Genomic DNA, 22223 nt, shown 5'->3' on the forward strand with positions numbered 1-22223 from the left:
CTTTTGCTATTTTACCATAATTTTCTGATTTGGTATTTAAAATCACAGGTGAGATCCATAGCTATGACACGGTTCGCAGACATCTTAGCGGTCTCGCGCCCGCTAGTTGGCGTTCAGGCCTCTATGTTATAATCAGAATCACTACCGCAGCACGTATACAGAGAGGCAGGAAGGACACTGACCATGAGCAAAATTCTCCTCATCGAAGATAATGAGCAGCTGCAGAAATATATAAGTGAATATGTTAGCGCATACGGATTTGAAGTACAGGTGCTGGATAATTACGATGCTGTACTGGAGACGATTGAACAGGCTCAGCCTAGATTGATTTTACTCGATATTACACTGCCCAAGTTCGATGGCTTCTACTTTCTCAAGCTAATTCGCAAAAAATATACAGTTCCGATCATTATCATTTCGGCACGCAGCGATGAGAGTGAGCAAATACGGGGCATCGAATCTGGTGCAGATGATTATGTGACGAAGCCCTTTGCCATCGGCATCTTGTTAGCAAAGATCAATGCTGTGCTTAGACGAACAGAAGCACCCATGAGTAATGAAATCAGCTCAGGACAATTAACACTCTGTAACGATACGATGAGAGTGAAGGTTGGCAATCAGTCCGCAGAGTTAACCAAAAATGAATTTCGTGTTCTGCGGCTCATTATGCGTAACGCAGGGCAAATTGTAAGCCGTGAGCAGCTGCTAGAGGAGCTTTGGGACGATACGAGTTTCGTGGATGATAATACGCTCACGGTCAATATGACTCGTGTGAAGAAGAAGCTGGCCGAGCTCGGGTTTGAGAACGCGATCCATACGAAAAGAGGCGTAGGCTATGTCTTTGATGCGGCTTATAACGCAAACGATTGATAATGAGCGAAAGACGATCCTATTCTACCTAGCCAATACCGCTTTTCTCATGCTTATTTATAATCTGATGCTCAATTCGGCAGTTAGCATTGCCTATCCCCTTTGCGTCAGCATCGCAATTCTCGTTGTTTACCTGGCCTACAAAGCGAACGCCCTTCACAACTTTTACTCAACCCTTGATTCTGCCAAGGTCGGCGCCGATTTTGAATATGAAGCGGAAAGCGGCAAAGAGATGCGGATGTTAGATACCATTGTGGACATCCATGCCGCCTATCATGACAAGCTTGCCGAGTTGAACGAGAAGCTGGACGGCCGCAACGCCTTGTTCTCACGGTTCATCCATAATATGAAGTCGTCCGTTGCCGTTATTAAGCTTGCTTGCGCCAAACCATCACCCGATGCAATTTCGGACATTGCGCTGGAGAACGAGAAGCTGCAAACGAACATGGAGCAGCTATTGAACCTGCTTCGACTCGACGAGTTCTCGAACGATTATGTGCCAGAACGCGTCGATCTGCTGGAGCTTGTGCAGTTCGTCATTAACGAAAAGCGACGCGAGTTTATTTATGCTGGTGTATTCCCGAAGCTTACAGGCAGTTCCACTTATGTGTATACAGATCGTAAGTGGTGCGCTTATATGCTGGAGCAGATCATAACGAATGCCATCAAGTATAGTAAACAAGGAAATCGTGTATACTTCGAAATTGAGCCTGATAAGGATGCTAATCGCACAGCAGCAATTCGAATACGCGATGAAGGCGAAGGAATTGAAGCGGATGATGTGCCAAGGGTGTTTGAACTATTCTTCACCGGACGCAACGGAAGGACAAGGCCTAACGCCACCGGAATTGGTCTCGCCATGGTGAAGCATATTGCGCGAAGGCTCGGTCATGAAGTCAGCTTGACGTCGCAAGTCGGCGCAGGCACAACGGTCACTTTTACTTTTCTTACAAAAATGCAAGATTAACGTAAGCCAAATCCATTTCTATGATTTGGTTTTTTTCCTATGATGGAACAGAATGGAGGATGTGCTCAATGGTAAACGAGATTATCGAGGTTGAACAATTAACGAAAATTTATAGATCATTCAAGGGCGCCAAAGAAGTCAAAGCGCTTGACGGCCTTAGCTTTACAGTAGGGAAAGGTGAGTTTATCGGCGTTATGGGGCCGAGCGGCAGCGGCAAAACAACGTTGCTTAACATACTGTCCGGCGTAGACAATGCCACTTCAGGCGAGGTTATCATTGAAGGCAAACCGATCGCTAAACTGAAAAAGGACGATTTGGCACTGTTCCGACGCCGTAATATCGGCTATATTTTTCAAGATTTTCATCTATTGGATAGCCTAACGCTGCGGGAAAACATTGCACTTCCGCTCATTTTGGACGGAATGCAGCCGCAAGCTATCGATGCTCGTGTAGACGAGCTCCTTCGCTTCTTCGGCATTGCCGACATTGCGGCGAAATATCCGTACCATGTGTCTGGCGGGCAAAAACAGCGCGCCGCGGCGGCTCGAGCGCTCGCTTCCGATCCTGCTGTCTGCTTCGCCGACGAACCCACCGGCAATCTCGACTCGAAGTCAGCCGCCAACATTATGGACATGCTGACGCAGATGAATGAACAGCGCGGAGCAACGATTCTGATGGTGACGCATGATCCTTTTGCTGCTTCTTACTGCAAACGAATTATTTTTATCGTAGACGGCCAAATTAATTTGCAAATTCAACGCGCGGGAGAAGACAGAAATGCCTTTTTCGGAAAAATATTGGAAATCTTGAGTGTAATGAGAGGCGATGCAAAGTGACCTTCCGGCATATCGTTCTTCAAAACTTAAGATATAACTTCAAACGGTTTTTGTCCTATCTGTTCGTCAACAGTTTCGTCGTCTCCGTCTTGTTCATGTACGGCAGTCTGCTGCTTAATGAAATACTGGCGAAGGACGATGCGATGCAAATGATCCAACCCTTTATTGAGGTTGCAGCCTTTGCAATTATTGTGTTCAGCGTAGTCTTTGTCGCCTACACAGGTATCTACTTCGTAACGTCAAGGGGGCGGGAGTTCAGCGTCTATTTGACACTCGGTATGACGACTCGCGACCTGATTCGAATGATTATGATCGAGAGCCTCGCCATCGTCATAGGGTCTGTCACATGCGGCATCGTTCTAGGCTTGCTGCTATCGAAGCTGTTCTATATGATTTTGGGTAAACTATTAGGCCTGACTGCATCCATTTATTTCATTGACTACAAAACCTTTCTGCTCAGCCTTGGCGTATTTCTTGTCGTCTTTTTATTTAATCTGCTCTTTACAGCATTGTTCGTTCGTAAGCTCTCCATTATTCAAATGGCCAAAGCAAGCCAGACGAGAGGCGTGTCGAAATCACGTCCAGTCGTCGGAGGCATCTCGGTCATCATATTTGCTTTTTCATTGTGGTTCTTTCACGCTGGTATTACAGGCAATGACTTGCTCCAGGGATTGCTTGAGAAGCATAGCTCACTCTCGTGGATGATAGCGATCTTAACATTAACAGTGTCTCTTTACTTTACGATTGCTTCTTGTATGGATGTCGTACGCGTAGTGTTTGCGAGGTTCCCAACTCTCTACAATAGAAACATCCTCATTCTATCGAGCCTGGCGCACCGTTTCTTCACTTATAAAGTATCTCTATATATTGTATCTCTACTTATCGCGCTCTCTATCTTTTTCTCAGGCTTCGGCTTATCCATGTACAGCTTTACGAAAAAGACGATTGATGAATTTATCCCTTACGACTACATGATCGAGACGAGTGGCAATATTAATGCCGTAAGCCCGGCTGAGGTCAGACAGATGGTAGAAACAAATGGCGGCACCCTGGGTACGTTCAGCTCATTTGAATTTATTCGCAATGAAGACTATCGCAAATCACCGGATTCGTTCGTGCACTTCGGCATAGACAGCATGATTATTAGCGAAACAAATTTCAACAAGCATATGGGGTTGTCGGTGGAGGTAGCGCCTGACGAGCTATTGCTCGTCTACAACGATAAAGCAGCGGTCACTAAGCCGATTAATTTTGATTCCATTATAACGATTGAACCGTGGCGTGCCGGAATGGAGCGAGCCAAAGCATTCCACAGCGATACGGCGCGCAATGTTGAAGCGTTCTTGCAGTCACTGGGCGACACGCCGCGGCTAACCTATACGCAGAGCCGCACGCGCAGCATGTACGCAGCTTTCATGAACTCTTACGGCAACATCGAATTTGATGGCGTAATGGCCAACGTCGTTGATGACTCGGTCTATGAAGGCTTGCGTCAAGCCGAGCATAACACCGCGTATTTATTTAATCTGCAAAGCGGGAATGGACAACAAGTATTTGCAGGCATTCTGGACGCCCTTCGTACTCAGAACCATGCTAACAGTAGCTTGTGGGCAAAAGCGGACTCGCATGCCGACAGCAAGGACCAAGCCGAATATTTGCGCCCAATCTATAAGAAAGAACGCAACGAAGTGGCATTCCTCATCGGCGGGTTTATGATGTTCTCACTTGCGTTTCTAGGTTTGCTGTTCCTGCTGTCGTCGGTTATCGTACTCTATTACAAAATAGTCACGGGTATCGATGAAGAGAAGGAGAAGGTCGCCCAGCTGCTGAAAATCGGACTGCTGAGCAACGAATGCAAGTCTTATTTGCACAAACATTTGGCGATTTTGTTTTTTGCCCCACTCGTCATTGGCGGTATTATAGGGTTGTACTTCGTGTACTTACCTCTGACGCTGACTGGCCATGCTAGTTACCTCATGTGGCAAGTAGGCATTTTGTATGGTCTGTTCGTGCTTATCAACATCCTGTTCTACTTGTCGCTGCGAAAGAAGTTTGTCCGTGAAGTTGGGTTGCTTCGTGGATAAATATGCGGCCCCTCACTGCGAGGGGCCGCTCTTTTGGATTCCACGCTAATTAAACTGTGAAATAGTGTCCCTGCTCAAGATCTTGGATGAGCGCGGCTTTGGCCGGTCGCCATCCGAGAAGAGCTTGCGTCTTTGCGCTCGATCTCGGAATGTCGAGCGCCGCAAGGGTGCCAAGAAAGCCAAAGTGATCATTGGCTTCTTCGCGTGGAATGCTAATCACCGGCAAGTTGAGATGCTTGCCGATGACATTTGCGATGCTGAAGAACGGCACGCCCTCGTCGGCTACACCGTCCAGACGAGATGCTGCCGGTGCAGCCTCCAGCGCCAAGCGGAACAAAGACGCTGCATCTAAACGATGCACAGCCGGCCAGCGATTGGTCCCGTCGCCGATATAGGCAGACACTCCCTTTTCGCGTGCGATTTGAATCAATCTCGGTACAAAACCTTTATCCCCCTCACCATGTACGGTTGGCGCAAGCGAAACAATGGATGTTCGTACCCCTTGCTCAGCGAACGCAATCGCGGCATTCTCTGACGCTTCACCATTTACGTGAGCAGTTATCACGAAAGGCTTGCCCGAGCCTTTCAGTGCCTCGCCCATCGTTTCGATGGCACGAAGATCGGTTCTAAGCGCACCTGCGAAATCCGCGAAGTCATGCTTAAACGCCAGGTGAATGACGCCATCTACAGCAGCTGCTCCTTCGTGGAGACTCGCAAGGTCTTCCAAAGTACCAATGTGCACTTGCGCCCCTGCTCTTTCTAAGTTCGCTGCTCCTTCACCCGAGCGAGTTAAACCGACAACCTGGTGACCAGCTTGCACAAGTTCATGAACGACAGCGGAACCGATGTATCCCGTTGCTCCTGTAACGAAAATACGCATATTATTTTCCTCCTTTGAATAAAGACAACTCTAATGTAAACTATAGAGTGAACTCTAAGGCAAGCGATATAGAGGAGGCAATCTCATGCACATACAGGAATTGGCTGAAAAAATAGGATTATCAGTTCACACGATTCGTTATTATGAAAAAGAAGGATTATTGGACGAGCGTCATGTCCAGAGAGAGAAAAACAACTATCGCAACTACTCTGACGAAGCTATCGAACGTATAAAGCTCATTAAAAAATTTCAGGGCATCGGTTGTTCGCTTATTGAACTGAAGGATATTTTGCAGGATCACGATACAAACACGCGAACTAATCAACAAGTGATCGATTGGATTTTACTAAAAATTAACGAGATTGAACGTAAGAAGGATGAATTCGATCGGATGCTAGAAACTCTCAACCTGATGCTAGATTACAGGACGACTTTGGAGAGTGACCCCGAGAAGGCTCATGCTATGTTAGCGGCAATTACTACTTCTACATCTACTTCTCCTGCTCCTTGATCACCTGTTCAATCCCCAACAAAATCAGCTTCAAACCGAACTCAAACGCGACGTCCGTCCCCATTATGTTAAACAGCCCGTTCGTGAACATTCTCCGGAACAGTCCCGCTTCCTTCTCGCTCATGGCATCCAAAAGACGGATCATCTCCTCACCCGGAGGTGCTCCCTGGTCTTTGATGATTGCAGAGACATTCCGCTCATGCTGATACGCATCCAGAACGAAGTAGTAGACGTAGTTAACAAGCGTGATAACGACTTGCATTTTCTGCTCTTGCTCAAGCGGCGTCGATTCTACGCAGAGCAGCATACGGTTGGTGAACCGAATGATGTCTGGCTCGTGGGGCAGCGTCATCATCATGAGCTGCGTGGAGCAAGGATATCGGCTAAGCACACCTCGAATCGTTACCGCGAGCCCTGCCAACTGCTCCTTCCAGTCCCCTTCGGAGTGAAACTCCTGCAGAATAATTTTCGACACGTGGTTCGCCAGACGCTGGTAAAGATCTTGCTTGCTCTTGAAGTACCAATACAGCGAGGGAGCCTGAATTCCTAACCGGTCAGCTAATCGTCTCATGCTGAATTTTTCGATGCCCTCCTCCCCTAGAAGCTCCCACGAAGCTTCCAAAATCTTATCCTCCGAAATTTGCGGTTGCTGCCTTTTCATCCGTATCCATCCTTTTATCATTTATCTAACAGTGTAAGTTTATGCTTTACAGGTTCGTACGTTCATGATATCATCTAACACTGTAAGGTTCAACCTAACACTGTTAGATGAGCAAAAAATATATGAAGAAAGTGGTGACTTACATGGATGCAGAAAACCTCCATTACTTTGAAAAAGCACCGATCGCCAAAGCCGTAGCTCACTTCGCTGTACCCATGATGCTTGGCACATCAATGAGCGTCATCTATGCAATCTTGAATGCCTACTTCCTTGGCTCACTCGACAACACTTCCATGCTTACCGCACTCGCACTAACCTTGCCGTTGTTCGCGGTCATTATGGCGCTAGGTAACTTAATTGGCATAGGCAGCGGTACATTCATTTCTCGTTTATTGGGAGAAAAAAAATATAATGACGTAAAGCACGTGTCTTCATTCGCATTTTTCGGCAGTCTCGTACTCGGACTTATCGTCATGGCCGTCGGCCTCCCCTTCATTGATTCAATCGTCCATGGTCTAGGGGCAACGCCTGACTCCTTCGGCTTCACCAAGGACTATGTCACGATTATGCTTATCGGTTCACCATTCGTCGTCTTATTTTTCACGCTGGAGAATATTGTACGCTCGGAGGGTGCGGCAATTACGTCGATGATCGGTATGATTCTCAGTGTTGTCGTGAATATTATTCTCGATGCACTTGTCATCTTTGTCTTCCATTGGGGCATCATCGGCGTTGCGTCCGCTACCGTCATAGCTAACTTGGTCGCGAGTATATTCTACGCCCTTCATATGGGATATAAGAGCCAATTCTTATCCATCTCTCTAAAATGGTTCAAGGTTTCCAAAGACATTCTGAGCAATGTTTTCAAAATCGGGGTTCCCGTGTTTATTATGAGCATCTTCTTGGGTGCAATGTCACTCATTTTAAACCATTTTCTGATCGAATATGGGGATCAAGCTACAGCGGCTTTTGGCATTTCATCACGATTATTGCAATTTCCTGAATTTATTCTGATGGGCTTATGCGAGGGCGTCGTGCCTCTGATTGCCTTCTCTTTTACAGCGAATAAATTACGCATGAAGCAAACCATTGGATTCACGATTAAAGTCATTGTGGCGTTAGCCGCTGTGTTTGGCGTTATCGTTTATCTGATTTCTGACCACTTGATTGGTTTATTTACAAACGACCCGCAATTAATTGAAATGGGCAGCTACATTCTTCATGTGACGTTCTTATCCTTGTTCATTACAGGAATAACCGCGTTGTTTACGGGGATTTTCCAAGCTACAGCACAAGGAACCGCCGCGCTTGTTATGTCAGTGATTCAAGGCATTACTCTGATTCCTGTGTTGTATATCGCCAATCGTGTAGGCGGTTTTCACGGGGTTGTCTGGTCACTCGTCATTGCGGATGCCGTCGCGTTCCTTGTTGGCGCCATTATGCTGTATGTGCTGCGGAACAAATTACAGCCGGATTTGGAACAATTAGTGCAATAGGAAACATATACACACAAAAAGGCAGGATAAGGGACACTCCCTAATCCTGCCTTCTTAAAAAACGACTTTATTTTTTCAAAGCCCGATCATACGCTTTTTTGTAAATATCCACAATTTTATCAACGCCTAACGCCTTCATGTCACTCACATATTTCGACCAATCATCGAGACTACGCTCGCCAACAATAAATTTGGAAATATTCTCGTCGCGCTTCTTCATAATCGTATCCCCGCTTAGAGAGAGGGTTTCCATCTCAGCGCTTGTGAACGCGGGACGAGGCTGCTGCTGACTATCATATTTTGGTGCTTCCTGATATGCCTTCTGCAGTTCAGGCGATGAGAGAGACAGATGAGCATCATAATCGATCCACGCATAAGTACCGTCCGTAGAAATACCGGTTTTCTTTCTCATATCCGCTACATCTGTGAATTTCTCAATGAACTGCTTCTTGCCATTTTCCGTTTTATATGTGACGCCTTCTTTCCCCCAGCTAGCCAAGGTTTTGCCTTCCTCACTATAGAAGAAATCCATGAACTTCATAATCTCTTTGATTTTTTTGGAAGATGTCGCGATCATGAAGCCTTCGTCTAAATATTGCGTGTACGCATTTTTGGCAGGGGCACCTGCAAATCCGGTTGGCGCTCCCATGAAAGCCAGATTAAAGTCTGCTTTATCCTTGCGCAAAGCTGAATTGAAGAAATCAATCCGTCCTATGTAATCGACTGTGACAAATCCTCGCTCTGTCGACATCAGGTCCTGCCAAAGCTTCGTATCTGCTGATAAGAAATCAGGAGGGATAAGTCCTTCTTTATAAAATTTATTTAAATACACAATCATCTGCTTGTAATTATCTTCTAACGGACCATAGCGCCATTCTTTTTTATCAAAATCATAGTACACATCCGAACCTGTGCCAAAGGCTGGAGCAAAATTCAAGAGACGCTGCAAGCCGTTCCGGAAAGAAAGTGGATAGCTCTTCGGATACGCTTCTTTTATTTTTTTAAGCGCTGTATACAATTCGTCCCATGTTTTTGGCTCAGAGAGCCCCAGCTTCTTAAATATATCATCGCGATACATCCAAATCATGCGATTCGTTTCCCCGATTCCTGCATTCGGGAACATATACATTTTGCCATCCGACGAAATCGTATTTTGCGTATCAACCGGGTACTTTTCCATCCATTTCTTTAAATTCGGCATCTCATTTACATAATCCAAAATATTAACCAATGCACCTTGCTGTCCGTACTTATCCGCCAACTTTTTGTCCTGCGTCATCATCAAATCCGGCAAATTACCCGAAGCAATTGTAACGCTAAGCGCGTCATCCAGCTTCCCGGACGGCAGCTGCACATTCAGGGAAACACCAGTTCTCTCTTCGATTAATTTCCAGGCAATATTATCTTTATTGTAAGGCCAGCTTGGATTTGAATAATTGAGCGCGGTAAAGGTTTGTTTAACCACTTGCGCAGGAGCTGCGGCCGTTGACCCCGCGCTGGCAGCAGGCGCTGCCGTCGAAGTCTCGTTCGTACTCGTCGAACAACCGGCGATTGCCGTCATGGATAGTCCCAAAGCTAAACAAATTGAAATCCCTTTTATTGTTTTATTCATAGAACCCATCTCCCTTTTCATTTGTTTAGACCCACTGCCTTTTATCACTGAATTTGAACTATCCTTTCACCGAACCGATCATCACCCCCTTGACGAAGTATTTTTGCAGAAACGGATACACAAGGAGGATCGGTACGGTGGAAACAAGGATCGTTGTAAATTTCAAGGCATCATCAACGACCAAATTATCGCCGCCTACGCTGGATACGTTAGCTGAGTTGATTTGCCCCTGCAAGACGATATTGCGCAGAACAACTTGGAGTGGGAACATATCCTGATTGCGCAGGTAGAGTAAGGCGGAATAGAAGTTATTCCAGATGCCAACGGCATAGAAAAGTCCGATGGTGGCAAGCACAGCTTTGGAAAGCGGCAGCACGAGCCGAAAGAAAATACCGAGATCGGTTAATCCGTCCATTTTACCCGATTCTTCCAACTCTTTGGGCATTGCGGAGAAAAAAGTTCGCATCACGATGAGATTCCACGTACTTACCGCTGTAGGCAGCACCATGGACCATAGGCTATCTACCAATCCGTAGCTTTTGACGACCAGGAAGGTAGGAATCATGCCACCGCTGAAGAACATCGTAAACACAATGAGCAGTGTGAACAGCTTGTGATGCGGCAACTCCTTTTTGGAAATCGCGAACGCGCCCATGGCTGTCATAATGAGTGATACCAAGGTGCCGACTAGCACATATTGAATGGTATTGATATAGGCGGAGGAAATACGCGGATCGTGTAAGACGATTTTGTACATTTCCACGTTGAATCCTTTGGGCCAAAGCGTAACCTCACCTTTTAGAATAGAAGCACTATCGCTAAACGAGACGGCCAACATATACACAAAGGGGTACAGCGTTGCGGCGACCACCCCAAGCAGCACCAGGATGATCAGCATGTCAGTCACACCAAATTTCGTTTTCATAAGCGTACCTCCCTTCTACCACAAGCTAGTTTCGCCCGTTTTTCGACTGATCCAGTTGGCAGAGTATATGAACACTAAACTGACGATCCCTGTAAACAAATCAATGGCCGTCGCATAGCTGTAATTGCCCTGACCAATCCCTGTCCGGTACACATAGGTGCTAATAATATCAGCCGTTTCATAGATGGCAGGATTATAGAGCAGAAACACTTTTTCAAACCCGATATCGAGGACGTGCCCCACATTCAGAATAAAGACAATCACAATAGCTGGCGTAATTCCTGGGAGCGTGACACTCGTTATCTTCTTCCATCTGTTTGCGCCATCCATTTCCGCCGCTTCATACAGCTGTGGATCAATTGACGTCAAGGCCGCTAGATAAATGATGGTCTCCCAGCCGACATGCTGCCAGATTTCCGAAATGACATAGACCGAGCGGAACATATCAGGCATCACCATGAAGTTAATCGGTTCAAAGCCGAAGACTTGAATCAGGTGGTTAACGATACCGCTGGAAGGCGAAAGGAACATAAGTACCATGCTCGCCGCCACCACATTGGATATAAAATGAGGCAAATAACTGACTGTTTGTACGAATCGTTTGAAGAACGCGTGCCTTGCTTCATTTAGAAGGAGCGCCAATAGAATCGGTGCAAGAAAACCGAAGATTAGCCGGTAGACCCCGAGCATGAACGTGTTGTAAATAAGCTTAAAGAAGTCGGGATTCTCCCAAAACAGCTTATAATACTTCAATCCAACCCATTCACTTGCCCAGACACCTTTAAACAAATTGTAATTTTTAAAAGAAATGACCAAGCCGAACATAGGAACGTACTTGAAAAGTAAATAAAACAGCAAGGTAGGCAGAAAGAGAAGAAATAAATATTTCCCTCGTTTCCACTGCTTCAGATAGGTACTTCTTTTCGACCGGAGATTCACTTGCGAAACAGACGTCTGTGTCGTGGCGGCCGATGGGTTCGTACGCAATAGTCATCTCTCCTTTGTCTCCATGTGGGTTGCCCCCCTCTGGTTATTGAGGCTCTGTATCGACAAGCCCATCGTATCGGAAAAATGTCGTGCCGACTATCCACTTCCTTATCGACTCATTCGCAAATTTCTCAAAATCGAGAATAATAATAAGAATCGTAAAAATTCATATAAGGAATTGTAAATATTTTCTCACACCAAGAATTTCACCATGCTATAATTTCCACATACTACTGGCTAGCGAAAGGAGACGACCATGCAAACCGCTTATGTCCCTAGAAAAAGATACAGTACTTCCTTGTTCTACCGACTATTAATCAGTTTCATTATCATCATTTTGCTGCTCGTATCCTTTAATATAGCCTCCTTTACCTTCTTCCGAAGCAGCATTCGGGAAGAAATCATTAAGAACAGCTCTCTGAATCTCGATACGACTGTAGCCAGCTATGAGAAAAACATTTCGTTAATTAAAAGCCTTCTAGTCAGCCTATACTTCAACACCCATACCGAAGCGCTCAAAAATAACCCCGAGAAGCTCGACTTTATTATTTCAAGTCAGGTTCAACGCGAGCTGCAAAATGTGTTAGCAAACAATCAGCTTTCTTTGTATAACATCATTTACTACTTTCCGAACCGTGACTTCGTTATTGATAAAGATGGATCCCGTGATGCGCAAATGATGTTCAGCAAATTCTATACGTCCCCCACTTATCCTGAGCAGTTCTGGGCAACGGAAACCGGCAAATCCTCGCTCTCCTTCCGGGTGTACCCTTCTGCGGAATTCCAAGAACGTACAAGCTTCTCTACGAGAAGTTTTGGGAGTTTTAATCCCGTTCTTTTCAAAAGCGCCGCAACAGACAACTTATCCATCATAGCCTTGCTAGACAGCGATCAAATGTTTGAGGCCTTCAGCCATTTTCAAGCCGATTCCGACTTCTACATTTTAGATGACGCTGGAGGCACAACGTATGCTGTATCCAGTCGCAAGGATCCGCTGCATTTAAAGCCGCATACCGGTAGTTCCGGTTATTATTTGGAAGGCACCAATTATTATTTCTACAAACAAGGGGCAGTGACCGGGAACACCTATGTATTGATCGTGCCTTTTGCTACCATTTCCGAACAGTTCTTTAAGCTAAATGTATTTATGGTTGGACTGATATTCCTTTCTATTATCATCGGAGTCGGCATGTCCATTCTCTTTGCCAAACGGTTTAACAACCCGCTCACCACCATTATTAGTTCCATTCAACAGATGGATCGTCCCCAAAGTGCACCCTTTGTCAGTCCAATTCGCGAGTTCAATGTCATTAGCCAGAAGCTGCATGATTTATTTCTAACCAACGAAACGATTAACCGGGACTTACTAAGCAAAAATTCCTTGCTCAAGCACTACGCCTACTTAAATAAGGTGAAAATGATTCATACCGATATTGAGGATGCAAAAATATCTATTGATTCTGATAAACCTTATGTCATCGTCCTATACCAGCTGATGTATATCGACAACCAGCTAGCCGCCATGGACATGGATCCTAATCGTGCTTCGTATTACATTAAGGAATTCGTTCAATCGCAGTTTATTCAGGCCTATAAAGACGCCTTGACCTTCCAAATTGAGAAAGATCAAATTCTGACGATTATTTTCACGAACGATTCCGAGCTTTCCGTATTAGACAATCTATTAATTGATATCAAAAAAATATTTGAGCTAGATGCTTCCTATTGTTCCGTCACCATTGCCGTGAGCCCTGTCCATGACAATGCTTTTATTTTCAACGAAGCTTTCGAAAACACGCTGCTGTTAGCCAAACAACGGAAGCTTGGGGAAGGTGTCCAAATTATTCGGGAAAAGGAAACACTGCCTCCTGATCTCTGGTTCACAACGGCTAATATGAAAGAATTTACGGCGAATTTGACTTCGGGTAACCCGGCGATTACCATTCCTATCGTTTCAAAAACGTTAGAACTCGCCGTTAAACGCGGCGCTTCCTACGCTCAGATCCAGGACCTTGCCAAGGAAATCGTCAACTTAATCATTAAGACGCTCTATTCCAGCCATAACCCGATCTCCTTGCTCGATGACAAGCGGAGTCCGGCGGATATTCTTAAGAATTGCCGCACACTGGAACAATTTCAGCAGTTTTTCAAGGAAATCCTAACACAGTCCGCCTCGGATATTCGTCAGAAGAAAGAAGCGACCGACCACATTACCAGTTTTGTAACGAATTACGTTAATGAGCATTTCGGCAGCGATCTATCGCTGGACTTACTGGCTGATAAGTTGAACATTACAGGGGCTTACTTATCCACCTATTTCAAAGAAAAAACAGACACCAACTTTAGCGATTATGTGAATACGGTTCGTATGAATAAAGCAATGGAACTGCTGGAGAAGACGGACCTCAAAATCCAAGACGTCTCCACGCTTGTCGGCTATTACACAATTGCTTCCTTCAACCGCATGTTTAAAAAGCATACAGGCATTACACCGAGCGAGTTCAGGCGAGCTCGATTTCAATGAAAAAGGACGATCCCCACCGAATCACTTCGGCGGATCGTCCTTTTCTCTTCCTAAGCTGCGATGTAGCTTAGTTCGTCATCGCGCTGTAATGCGCAGCCAGCTGGGTCGGCGTTAGCTCATAATCGTACACGGCAACTTTGCCGATTGCGCCTTGGAAGTACGACGCGAGATCTCGCGTGGCGATTCGCATTGGAGCTGTGCCGTTTCCAGGCACGATGCTGTAATCCGACAGCTTATCTTGGTCGCGCAGGACGCCATTTTTGAACAATTTGGTATAGCCTGTTGTGTACGTGGAATTGGTATTTACGGTATTAATCACCAAAGTGTAGTGAATCCATTGACCGGCGGTCACCGTATCCTGGAAGTAGGAGCCTGCACCTAAGCCGCCGCTCAAATTAAATGAATACCCGCTGATGCGGTTTGGACGGTTTTCGGTGTTTGTCTGATTGTACATTCTAGCCACCCAAGAATGCTGTCCAGACGTCCCTTTGCCCATCCAATGCACATAGCCGCTGCTCTCATAATTCGTAAATTGCAGCGTATCCGGCCGCATCCAAGCTTCTACGGTCAAGATGCCTGTGCGCGTGACCTCCAGATAGTCGTTATCCGGAATTGTAAAATATTGATTCGTCCCGTTGAATACCGGTGCTGCGTCCCCATTCGGCATCGTCGTGTTCGTCGGGCTTCCGGTGAAGGTGCCGTTCATACCGTTACCGGATTGATCGGTCGTTACCGTGGTGGATAAAGGCCAATATCCAACGGGGTTGTCAGCTAATACAGCTGTGTCGTAGGTGGAGGTTGCCTGTACGGCCGAAGAAAAATTGAAGCAGGCGGAAAGCAGAATAGCCGTCATCATCGTGGCTGTAAGCTTGGACATTCGGAATGAAAAAGGGTTTCTCATTGTCAATCGTCTCCTCTCCTATTGGCAAATCACTTGCTCCGTTACACCTGCGCTAGTTATACCCGTTTCGCTACACGCGGTCGTCAGCCGTTCCACTTCCCTCCCTCCACCGTCGTTATTCTCATCTTATCGGGTAGAGGCTAACTCCAAAATGGCTTCGTTTTGGGATGATGATGAAATCTTAATCCAGCCAAACAATTCGTCATAATCGATAAAAGTGTGAAGCATCCACTCGGCCTTCGATAACCCGAGAAACGAGAAAAGGACGCCCCATTGGACGTCCTTTTCTTCATGAGTTAGACAGTGATGATTGAGTGCGCTTTTTCCTACTTCTTAATTTGTTGTATGAGCTGACCCCTTGTTATTCAAATACATTGGCAGCAATACTTCGTCGACTAATACACGCAAATAGGAATCAGTCAACTTTCCACCACGAATCATAAATTCATATCTCATCATGTTGAAAGGTATCTGTAATTGCATAGAGGTGAAATCCTCCGTTATTTCTCCACGCTTCTGTGCAAATCCTTGAATCTTTTGAATGATTTGCACATTTTTTTCGTGCGCATGAAGCAAGACTTCCTTCCAGCTTTCCTGATTTCGACTTAGTTCCAACAAGACAGTTCCGAACAGTTCGGGGCCAATCGCATCCAAGAAACGTTGATACACATGAACAGCTGAGAGTAAATCTGCGCGCAAGCTTCCATGATCTTCTATGAGGTCAAGTAACGTAGACTCCCCGAACACTTGTGATATGCGATAATGCGCCATGGCATGTAGCAGATGCATTTGGCTTTCATACTGACGATATAAGACTGTGCGACTTGTTTGCGCCTTTTTGGCGACATTTTGGAATGTCATCTCTGGATAGCCAGATGTTTGAAAAATCTCAAATGCTGCTTCCAATATGGCGCTCTCAAGCTCTTTCCCTCGTTTTCTTATACTTGGCATTTCAAAACTCCTCATCAATTCTATGTCATCAGTATAGCATGAATATAAGATACATATTGTACCTTGCAACTTCTTTCAAAGCGATGTATAGTTCATTATGTAAATAAGGTTCAAATTGTACCTTATATAGAGAGGAGCTCGTATCGTGGCTACTAAAGAAGATGAAAAAATACCCCGGCCCTTGTTAACTATGGCGTTTGTACTTGTCCTTGGTGCGATTGCCCCCATGCTGGATGGAACCATGGTGAATATCGCACTGAATGATTTCGCTAAGGCTTTCGGTGCCTCACTTGATAACATTCAATGGATCGTGACAGGCTATGTATTAGCTACAGGAATAGCCGTTCCCTTTTCGGGATGGTTAATTCAGCGATTCGATGGAAAAAAGGTGTATATCGCCGCTCAGATCGTTTTTCTGATTGGATCGGTTACGTCAGGACTATCATGGAATTTAGCTAGTATGATTGTTTTCCGGCTTATTCAAGGCTTTAGCGCGGGTTTGATTATGCCACTGTTAACAACGCTTCTCATACAAGCAGCCGGCCAAAAAGTACTCGGTCGATTAATGTCTATTGTCGGTCTTCCCATGGTTCTAGGGCCAATTCTGGGGCCCGTTATTGGCGGGGTCCTTGTGGACTATCTTTCCTGGCATTGGATCTTCTTCATCAATGTTCCCGTTGTGTTCATAACGCTATACTTTATTTATAAAAAGCTGCCCAGCTTCCCGCCTGCCAACCAACAAGCAAAGCTTGATTGGCTAGGGATCTTATTGCTCGGTAGTATTTCGGTTAGTTTTATCTACGGTATCACTGCAGCTGCGGAGATGGCGGGTTTTACGAATACGAAAACCATAACGTTCATCCTCATTGGCACTGTATTAACTATCATGTATGTCATGTACGCACTTCGGAATGAGAAAACAGTTATTATGCCCTTAAACTTATTTAAGTTTAGAAGTTTTAGCGCATCCTTCTGCGGTTTATTCCTGGCTGGGATCGGCACAATGGGTCCAATGCTACTGCTGCCGCTATTATTTCAGAATGTACGCAATGATTCCATCATCGTCGCTTCCTTATCTTTAATCCCTCAGGGGGTTGGTATGTTGCTTGTAAGGCCCCTAATCGGGAAAATGATTGACCGCATCGGTGCCAAGATTGTTGTCATCATCTCGATCGTAATTTCTTTGGTTGGAACAATTCCTTTTATTTGGTTTGATCAACATACGAGTTATTGGATGATTGCGATTGTACTCCTTATTCGCGGCATCGGCGTTGGCGGCGTAGCCATCCCATTAATGAGTGATGCCTATACCGGTTTAGCCAGAACGCAAATTCCACAAGCCAGTATCGCCACCCGCATTGTTCAAAATATCGGCGGCGCCTTCGGTTCAGCCGTACTAGCAACCATTGTCGTCAATCAGTTGAAAGTTGCGACTCCGGATGTTTCCCATTTGGCATCTGCCTACCAAGCCGGTTTCTTAACAGCGAGCATCCTCATGGTCATCATGACCGTTCCTTCCCTATTTTTAACGAATAAGGTGGCTTCCAAGGTTGCTGCGAAGCAGTAAAAAGAAAATGGCGTACAATCTCGTTTCTGAGATCGTACGCCATTTTTACATTTTTTCAAACGAGACGCCTTAATATTGTCCTTTAATCACGAAGAATGAACCCCGAATTGTCCCCGCAAGCTTTGACTTTTGTCTAGCAAATTTAAACTTCTTCTCTTCCAATTCCTTAGGTACTTCCATCCCCTCAGAAAGCTTAAAACCAACAGCCCGCTTCTTAGGATCATCAACCGTATACATGACATTGATCCCAAGACCATCCTCATAAAAGACATACGTAAATTGGATGTTTTCCACTTGAAACCGCGACGTTTCTAACGGCTTGGACGCAAACTCAATACCACGTTCTTCTTTCAGAATTCGGTTTGCATACGCAAGAGCCTCCTGACTTTCGCTAGCGGGTACAACCGTAAATTCATGTTTATATTTGTTCATAAAATAACGGGCTTCATTCGCGCGTAAACCAGCAAGCGCTTCAACTACGGGTGATGACTCTAAACCAACTGTAGACACATTTTTAAAATCAACGATCTGCGACATGTTCATACCTCCCATGACCTCGCTTATTTACCAACGACAGGAATCCAAACTTCACCATAGACAAGGCCGTCTTGCTGCCCCATCTCAACCGTTGCATTGGGCCCGCCAACATAGGCGAAATCTTGGGCTTCTGGCAAAACTTGACCAAAGGCAATACCAGTGAGTCTATTACTCAACTCTTCCGCTGTCTTTCCTTCGCCTTTAACAACGAGGTATTGTCCCTTAGGGAATTGAATCACCCTGTGTTCTTCTGGAACCGTTGCTCCTGTCATGACCCCGGCATAATACATCATCTTGTGATTTACCGCTTCATTTACTGCAAAAATGTAGTCGTTCGTGGCAATCGATTTTAAAGTGTTAAGCCTTCCGTCTTGCTCTACGGCCCGCCAAAAGGTCTCTTTCTCCTTGTTGATACCAACATAATCTGTGTAATTGCTCTTCAGCTCCGTACCAATACCTAGAACGATAAAGCTGTCTTTTTCCTCAAGGGTATACATTGTCATAATGAACTCTCCTCTTTTCAAATGGATGATTTGTTTTTCTACTTGATAGGTTTATAATAACGATAAATCATGTCAAAATATGATACTGTTTAGAGGACCCGATGAAAAAAGTAGAGCGAATTAACATCATCATGCGGTATATCAACAACCGAGCCCACTTTACCATCTCTGAGATTATGCAGGAATTTCTTATCTCTCGTTCAACAGCCATTAGAGATATCAGAGAAATTGAGTCGATGGGAATGCCGCTTGTCGCCGAAGTCGGTAGGGACGGGGGTTATTTTGTCATGAAAAATTCCGTCCTACCAACTGTCCGTTTCACCGATAATGAGATAAAAGCCTTGTTTATTGCCTTCATGGCCACTAGAAATCAACAACTCCCCTATCTCAAGAGTCGCCACTCTTTAGCGGAAAAATTACTCGGACTCATCTCGGAAAACCAGCAAGATGATCTTGTTCTGTTAAATCAAATCTTGCTATTTGAGGGAACCAACCCTCACAATCCCGACCTGCTTGATCTGTCAGATCTGCCCCATCCTATGTTAGAACAGCTTATCCAAATCATTATTATGGAAAGCTACTTCGTAGTTTCCGTCGAAATAGGAAGTGAAATAAAGACTTATCCCATTTATCTTTTGCACTTATATCGTGAAAAAAGTTCTTGGCAAATTGAAGGCTTTGACCTAGAGGAAGAGAAGCGGCGGATTATTCCAGTCGACAATCTCACCGATGTTACACCTTACTCAGGAAAAAAAAGAATAACCAAGAAGAAAATTCTAGAACAACTGAGCAAACAGGAAAAAGTCTTCAACCTCATCCTTGAACTTGGTCCAGATGCGATTGCTCAGTTCAAAAAATACCATCCGTTAAACATGTCAATTGCATACACGAATCCTTATCAGTCTACGGGTATTATAAAAACTTTCATCCATGTTCATCACTCCGATGAATTGGCCGATATCACAAATTGGCTGCTTTTCTTAGGTGGAGATATCACGATCAGGGAAATGCCTAAAGAGGTTATGGAAGGTTTACGGGAAAGATTGGTTCTTTTAGGGAATACGTAAAATGATGAATGAAGAAGAAGCATCATAGAAGGAGCTGGCACTCATTATGAAGCATTCAGGACTTCCTGTTCTTAAAACCATGTCGATGCACACAGAAGCCTTGCACACTGAGGGCTTTCACTATTATCGGGATGCCTATAGTTTATTATTTATACATGCACGTTCCGTTATCCTTACGATTAACAACCACGCGCATAGGCTTGAAGGCATCGGTTGTGTATATCTACCTCCCCATACATCCATTCATATTCAACATGAGGATCTGATAGAGAAACTTCATCCATCTACTGAGCAGCTTCATTTCTATGCTTGCATCTATGAATGGGTAGCCGAGGAATCGTCCACAGACTCCCCGTTCATGCCGATGCTGGCCAAACTAAGCCATTCCGTTCTGCTAGATCAAGTTTCCTCCCTATACGATTCCTACGAAAATCGACTGTATAACAGCTTATCACAGCGTCTACCTCTACAGGCTCAATTCCTTACCCTGTTCGCTGATGCCTGCTGGGCATTCGAACAGCCCGATTCCCTTTCTTTTTCTCAACCGCTGGACGGTATTGATCAAGTCATTTCTTATGTGCACACGCATTATGAGCGTAAAATCAAACGAAATGATGTTGTACGCCTATCCGGTTTAAGCCTTCGGCAATTCACGCTAAGCTTCAAGCAGCGCACAGGCTCTACTTTTACCGAATATCTGAATCGAATTCGTATTGATAAGGTTAAGACTATTTTGCTGCAATCCCGACAATCGTTAAACGAGGTTGCTCGCCAGGTGGGTTATGCCGATGAGTTCTATTTAAGCCGTAAGTTCAAGCAAGTCACAGGGGTGTCTCCAACCATCTATTTACGTAAACCCCATACAATTGCATCCCTCGATCATGCCTTCACACTGGACTTGCTCTCGCTTGGCGTTAAGCCATGTGCAGCCATTACAGATAACTGGATGAATGATCAGTTTCAACTATTACATGACTCACGTTCGTTCCAACCGCTCTATTGGGAAACCGAGCATGCGAGACGGCTGCAAGTCCTCCAGAATGTCAAGCCTGATATCATTTTGCTTCCTCAACTAGAAGGGGATGACTACCAACAAATTAAAAACTATCACCAGACGGGACTGGTCATTCAGATTCCGTGGCGCGGTGTGAATTGGAAGCAACATTTTATGAGCGTTGCTCAGATAACGGGTATGGAGCAGCAAGCACGCAACTGGTTGGATTCCTTTGATCACAGAGCAGGACAAGTGCGCGAGGCTTTACGACGAACATTGGATCCGCACGCCACAGTTGCCATCATGAATGTGCGCAGTAATCGTTCACTGATTTATGCTTTTGGATACATGGGGGCTGATTTACTTTATGACAGTTTGCAGCTGACACGCCCTCAGGCTGTTAAGTCCATGTACATGCAAGGGTTAGAACACCCAGAGTTTGCTATCCCTGAGTTAACCAGTTACGATGCTGATCATTACTTTGTATCCATTGAGAATAATCAAGCAGCCCAACAACGTGCAGTGACCATGATGAAAAGCCCAGAATGGCTTGCCTTAACTGCCGGGAAGCAACAATGTGTATATCCAGTGGATATGACCAAATGGTACGGCTACGGGCCAGCTGCGATAGATGCCCAACTACATGATGTCATCCGTTACCTGTTGCCCAATTATCCAAAGAAACAGCGAATAATCTGACATGTACATGGAAGAATGATCTTGTTATCATTGTAAATGAGAATGAGAATCATTATATGCGGGAGGGCACTAGGTAATGGGTAAAAAGAGAATCATACTAATTTGTTTTATCATCATCATGATGGTGGGGGGGACTGTCGCTTGCAGCAATGCGAAGGAATCCGGCAGTACCGCGGGAACACCAACGGCCAGTAACCAACCAGTAGACGCTGCTAAGGAAACAGATAAACCGAGTACAGAAGCGAAAACTCGATCCTATAAACATATGTCAGGTACCTCTGAAATTCCTGTCAAAGCAGAACGTGTAGTAACTGACTGGTACTATGGCCAACTCGTTGCCCTTGGGCTTAAGCCTATTGGTACAGATGACTTTGTACTTAAGAACCATCCTTTCATTAAGAAAGATGGCACGGAGAGCATTGGACAATCCCTGGAGAAGATCGTTGAGTTGAAGCCCGATCTTATCATTTCATGGGGGTCTTCGAAATACGATAATTACTCCAAGATAGCGCCAACCGTTCCGTTGGAACTAAGTGGCGGAGTACGACAAGTTCTGCTATAAGCACCAAACAGTGTGAAAAGCAGGAGATTACAGCAGTAATCTTAACTTTACAACCAAGGATGGGAATGACGGAACCATGTATCCTGAAA

The 22223-nt window shown here is 45.1% G+C and carries 20 protein-coding genes; 11 read left to right on the plus strand and 9 right to left on the minus strand.

From position 1 onward, the window contains the following. Nucleotides 1–183: 183 nt before the first annotated feature. From AC58QT_RS32950 to AC58QT_RS32965, 4 genes are all read left to right on the plus strand, one after another. Nucleotides 184–870, plus strand: coding sequence for a response regulator transcription factor (locus tag AC58QT_RS32950; RefSeq protein ID WP_497412677.1), 687 nt, complete (start codon nucleotides 184–186; stop codon nucleotides 868–870). Next, entirely contained in the window at nucleotides 836–1837 is a 1002-nt protein-coding gene (locus tag AC58QT_RS32955; protein ID WP_497412678.1) for a sensor histidine kinase, read from the plus strand. The genes AC58QT_RS32950 and AC58QT_RS32955 overlap by 35 nt, the downstream gene beginning before the upstream one ends. A 68-nt stretch (nucleotides 1838–1905) precedes the next feature. Further along, nucleotides 1906–2673, plus strand: a complete 768-nt coding sequence (locus AC58QT_RS32960; protein WP_497412679.1) for an ABC transporter ATP-binding protein — start codon at nucleotides 1906–1908, stop codon at nucleotides 2671–2673. Next, entirely contained in the window at nucleotides 2670–4757 is a 2088-nt protein-coding gene (locus AC58QT_RS32965) for an FtsX-like permease family protein (RefSeq protein ID WP_497412680.1), read from the plus strand. The genes AC58QT_RS32960 and AC58QT_RS32965 overlap by 4 nt, the downstream gene beginning before the upstream one ends. Nucleotides 4758–4806: 49 nt before the next feature. Here the strand turns inward: AC58QT_RS32965 and AC58QT_RS32970 are convergent, their stop codons facing one another. Further along, nucleotides 4807–5637: an SDR family oxidoreductase gene (locus tag AC58QT_RS32970; protein ID WP_497412681.1), complete on the minus strand. Its 831-nt coding sequence runs from the start codon at nucleotides 5635–5637 to the stop codon at nucleotides 4807–4809. An 85-nt stretch (nucleotides 5638–5722) separates the two neighbouring features. Between AC58QT_RS32970 and AC58QT_RS32975 the strand changes: the two genes are divergently transcribed. Further along, nucleotides 5723–6148 (plus strand): MerR family transcriptional regulator, encoded by a 426-nt coding sequence (locus AC58QT_RS32975; RefSeq protein ID WP_497412682.1) that lies wholly within the window; start codon nucleotides 5723–5725, stop codon nucleotides 6146–6148. On the opposite strand, the gene AC58QT_RS32980 is transcribed toward AC58QT_RS32975, so the two are convergent. After that, the gene (locus tag AC58QT_RS32980) at nucleotides 6129–6809 is read right to left on the minus strand and encodes a TetR/AcrR family transcriptional regulator (RefSeq protein WP_497412683.1); all 681 of its coding nucleotides are present in this window, start codon (nucleotides 6807–6809) and stop codon (nucleotides 6129–6131) included. The genes AC58QT_RS32975 and AC58QT_RS32980 overlap by 20 nt on opposite strands. 143 nt (nucleotides 6810–6952) lie before the next feature. Between AC58QT_RS32980 and AC58QT_RS32985 the strand changes: the two genes are divergently transcribed. Continuing rightward, the gene (locus AC58QT_RS32985; protein WP_497412693.1) at nucleotides 6953–8305 is read left to right on the plus strand and encodes an MATE family efflux transporter; all 1353 of its coding nucleotides are present in this window, start codon (nucleotides 6953–6955) and stop codon (nucleotides 8303–8305) included. Between the two features lie 67 nt (nucleotides 8306–8372). Here the strand turns inward: AC58QT_RS32985 and AC58QT_RS32990 are convergent, their stop codons facing one another. The 3 genes from AC58QT_RS32990 to AC58QT_RS33000 are packed head-to-tail and all read right to left on the minus strand — an operon-like array spanning nucleotide 8373 to nucleotide 11781. Further along, complete coding sequence (locus AC58QT_RS32990) at nucleotides 8373–9917, minus strand: extracellular solute-binding protein (RefSeq protein WP_497412684.1); 1545 nt, start codon at nucleotides 9915–9917, stop codon at nucleotides 8373–8375. A 58-nt stretch (nucleotides 9918–9975) separates the two neighbouring features. Further along, nucleotides 9976–10842 (minus strand): carbohydrate ABC transporter permease, encoded by an 867-nt coding sequence (locus AC58QT_RS32995; protein WP_310499920.1) that lies wholly within the window; start codon nucleotides 10840–10842, stop codon nucleotides 9976–9978. 15 nt (nucleotides 10843–10857) lie between these two features. After that, on the minus strand, nucleotides 10858–11781 hold the full coding sequence (locus AC58QT_RS33000; RefSeq protein ID WP_497412694.1) for an ABC transporter permease: 924 nt from the start codon (nucleotides 11779–11781) through the stop codon (nucleotides 10858–10860). Between the two features lie 304 nt (nucleotides 11782–12085). Between AC58QT_RS33000 and AC58QT_RS33005 the strand changes: the two genes are divergently transcribed. Next, a complete protein-coding gene (locus AC58QT_RS33005) occupies nucleotides 12086–14353 on the plus strand; it encodes a helix-turn-helix domain-containing protein (RefSeq protein ID WP_497412685.1) in 2268 nt (755 codons plus the stop codon). A gap of 67 nt (nucleotides 14354–14420) precedes the next feature. Here the strand turns inward: AC58QT_RS33005 and AC58QT_RS33010 are convergent, their stop codons facing one another. After that, a complete protein-coding gene (locus AC58QT_RS33010; protein ID WP_497412686.1) occupies nucleotides 14421–15254 on the minus strand; it encodes a LamG-like jellyroll fold domain-containing protein in 834 nt (277 codons plus the stop codon). Nucleotides 15255–15587: 333 nt separating this feature from the next. Beyond that, a complete protein-coding gene (locus AC58QT_RS33015) occupies nucleotides 15588–16205 on the minus strand; it encodes a TetR/AcrR family transcriptional regulator (protein WP_497412687.1) in 618 nt (205 codons plus the stop codon). Between the two features lie 190 nt (nucleotides 16206–16395). Here AC58QT_RS33015 and AC58QT_RS33020 point away from each other — a divergent pair, with 190 nt between their 5' ends. Next, complete coding sequence (locus AC58QT_RS33020; protein WP_497412695.1) at nucleotides 16396–17772, plus strand: MDR family MFS transporter; 1377 nt, start codon at nucleotides 16396–16398, stop codon at nucleotides 17770–17772. 69 nt (nucleotides 17773–17841) lie between these two features. Here the strand turns inward: AC58QT_RS33020 and AC58QT_RS33025 are convergent, their stop codons facing one another. Both AC58QT_RS33025 and AC58QT_RS33030 read right to left on the minus strand, forming a co-directional pair. Beyond that, complete coding sequence (locus AC58QT_RS33025; RefSeq protein WP_497412688.1) at nucleotides 17842–18309, minus strand: DUF8821 family protein; 468 nt, start codon at nucleotides 18307–18309, stop codon at nucleotides 17842–17844. A gap of 23 nt (nucleotides 18310–18332) precedes the next feature. Beyond that, nucleotides 18333–18812 (minus strand): GyrI-like domain-containing protein, encoded by a 480-nt coding sequence (locus tag AC58QT_RS33030; RefSeq protein ID WP_497412689.1) that lies wholly within the window; start codon nucleotides 18810–18812, stop codon nucleotides 18333–18335. A gap of 101 nt (nucleotides 18813–18913) precedes the next feature. On the opposite strand from AC58QT_RS33030, the gene AC58QT_RS33035 reads away from it, so the two are divergent. The 3 genes from AC58QT_RS33035 (at nucleotide 18914) to AC58QT_RS33045 (ending at nucleotide 22134) form a co-directional block, all read left to right on the plus strand. Next, the gene (locus tag AC58QT_RS33035; protein WP_497412690.1) at nucleotides 18914–19879 is read left to right on the plus strand and encodes a helix-turn-helix transcriptional regulator; all 966 of its coding nucleotides are present in this window, start codon (nucleotides 18914–18916) and stop codon (nucleotides 19877–19879) included. Nucleotides 19880–19925: 46 nt separating this feature from the next. Continuing rightward, nucleotides 19926–21572 (plus strand): AraC family transcriptional regulator, encoded by a 1647-nt coding sequence (locus AC58QT_RS33040; RefSeq protein ID WP_497412691.1) that lies wholly within the window; start codon nucleotides 19926–19928, stop codon nucleotides 21570–21572. Nucleotides 21573–21648: 76 nt separating this feature from the next. Further along, complete coding sequence (locus AC58QT_RS33045; RefSeq protein WP_497412692.1) at nucleotides 21649–22134, plus strand: hypothetical protein; 486 nt, start codon at nucleotides 21649–21651, stop codon at nucleotides 22132–22134. The last annotated feature ends 89 nt before the right edge of the window (nucleotides 22135–22223 follow it).

The organism is Paenibacillus sp. J31R109, from assembly GCF_059692055.1.

What these genes read in the sequence shown, in the direction of transcription:
- AC58QT_RS33030 (WP_497412689.1), bottom strand. Translation starts at nt 18,812, where the DNA reads ATGACAATGTATACCCTTGAGGAAAAAGACAGCTTTATCGTTCTAGGT.
- AC58QT_RS33015 (WP_497412687.1), bottom strand. Translation starts at nt 16,205, where the DNA reads ATGCCAAGTATAAGAAAACGAGGGAAAGAGCTTGAGAGCGCCATATTG.
- AC58QT_RS33025 (WP_497412688.1), bottom strand. Translation starts at nt 18,309, where the DNA reads ATGTCGCAGATCGTTGATTTTAAAAATGTGTCTACAGTTGGTTTAGAG.
- AC58QT_RS32960 (WP_497412679.1), top strand. Translation starts at nt 1,906, where the DNA reads ATGGTAAACGAGATTATCGAGGTTGAACAATTAACGAAAATTTATAGA.
- AC58QT_RS33035 (WP_497412690.1), top strand. Translation starts at nt 18,914, where the DNA reads ATGAAAAAAGTAGAGCGAATTAACATCATCATGCGGTATATCAACAAC.
- AC58QT_RS33010 (WP_497412686.1), bottom strand. Translation starts at nt 15,254, where the DNA reads ATGAGAAACCCTTTTTCATTCCGAATGTCCAAGCTTACAGCCACGATG.
- AC58QT_RS33040 (WP_497412691.1), top strand. Translation starts at nt 19,926, where the DNA reads ATGAAGCATTCAGGACTTCCTGTTCTTAAAACCATGTCGATGCACACA.
- AC58QT_RS32975 (WP_497412682.1), top strand. Translation starts at nt 5,723, where the DNA reads ATGCACATACAGGAATTGGCTGAAAAAATAGGATTATCAGTTCACACG.
- AC58QT_RS32990 (WP_497412684.1), bottom strand. Translation starts at nt 9,917, where the DNA reads ATGAATAAAACAATAAAAGGGATTTCAATTTGTTTAGCTTTGGGACTA.
- AC58QT_RS33005 (WP_497412685.1), top strand. Translation starts at nt 12,086, where the DNA reads ATGCAAACCGCTTATGTCCCTAGAAAAAGATACAGTACTTCCTTGTTC.
- AC58QT_RS33020 (WP_497412695.1), top strand. Translation starts at nt 16,396, where the DNA reads ATGGCGTTTGTACTTGTCCTTGGTGCGATTGCCCCCATGCTGGATGGA.
- AC58QT_RS33045 (WP_497412692.1), top strand. Translation starts at nt 21,649, where the DNA reads ATGGGTAAAAAGAGAATCATACTAATTTGTTTTATCATCATCATGATG.
- AC58QT_RS32985 (WP_497412693.1), top strand. Translation starts at nt 6,953, where the DNA reads ATGGATGCAGAAAACCTCCATTACTTTGAAAAAGCACCGATCGCCAAA.
- AC58QT_RS32950 (WP_497412677.1), top strand. Translation starts at nt 184, where the DNA reads ATGAGCAAAATTCTCCTCATCGAAGATAATGAGCAGCTGCAGAAATAT.
- AC58QT_RS32995 (WP_310499920.1), bottom strand. Translation starts at nt 10,842, where the DNA reads ATGAAAACGAAATTTGGTGTGACTGACATGCTGATCATCCTGGTGCTG.
- AC58QT_RS32970 (WP_497412681.1), bottom strand. Translation starts at nt 5,637, where the DNA reads ATGCGTATTTTCGTTACAGGAGCAACGGGATACATCGGTTCCGCTGTC.
- AC58QT_RS32980 (WP_497412683.1), bottom strand. Translation starts at nt 6,809, where the DNA reads ATGAAAAGGCAGCAACCGCAAATTTCGGAGGATAAGATTTTGGAAGCT.
- AC58QT_RS32955 (WP_497412678.1), top strand. Translation starts at nt 836, where the DNA reads ATGTCTTTGATGCGGCTTATAACGCAAACGATTGATAATGAGCGAAAG.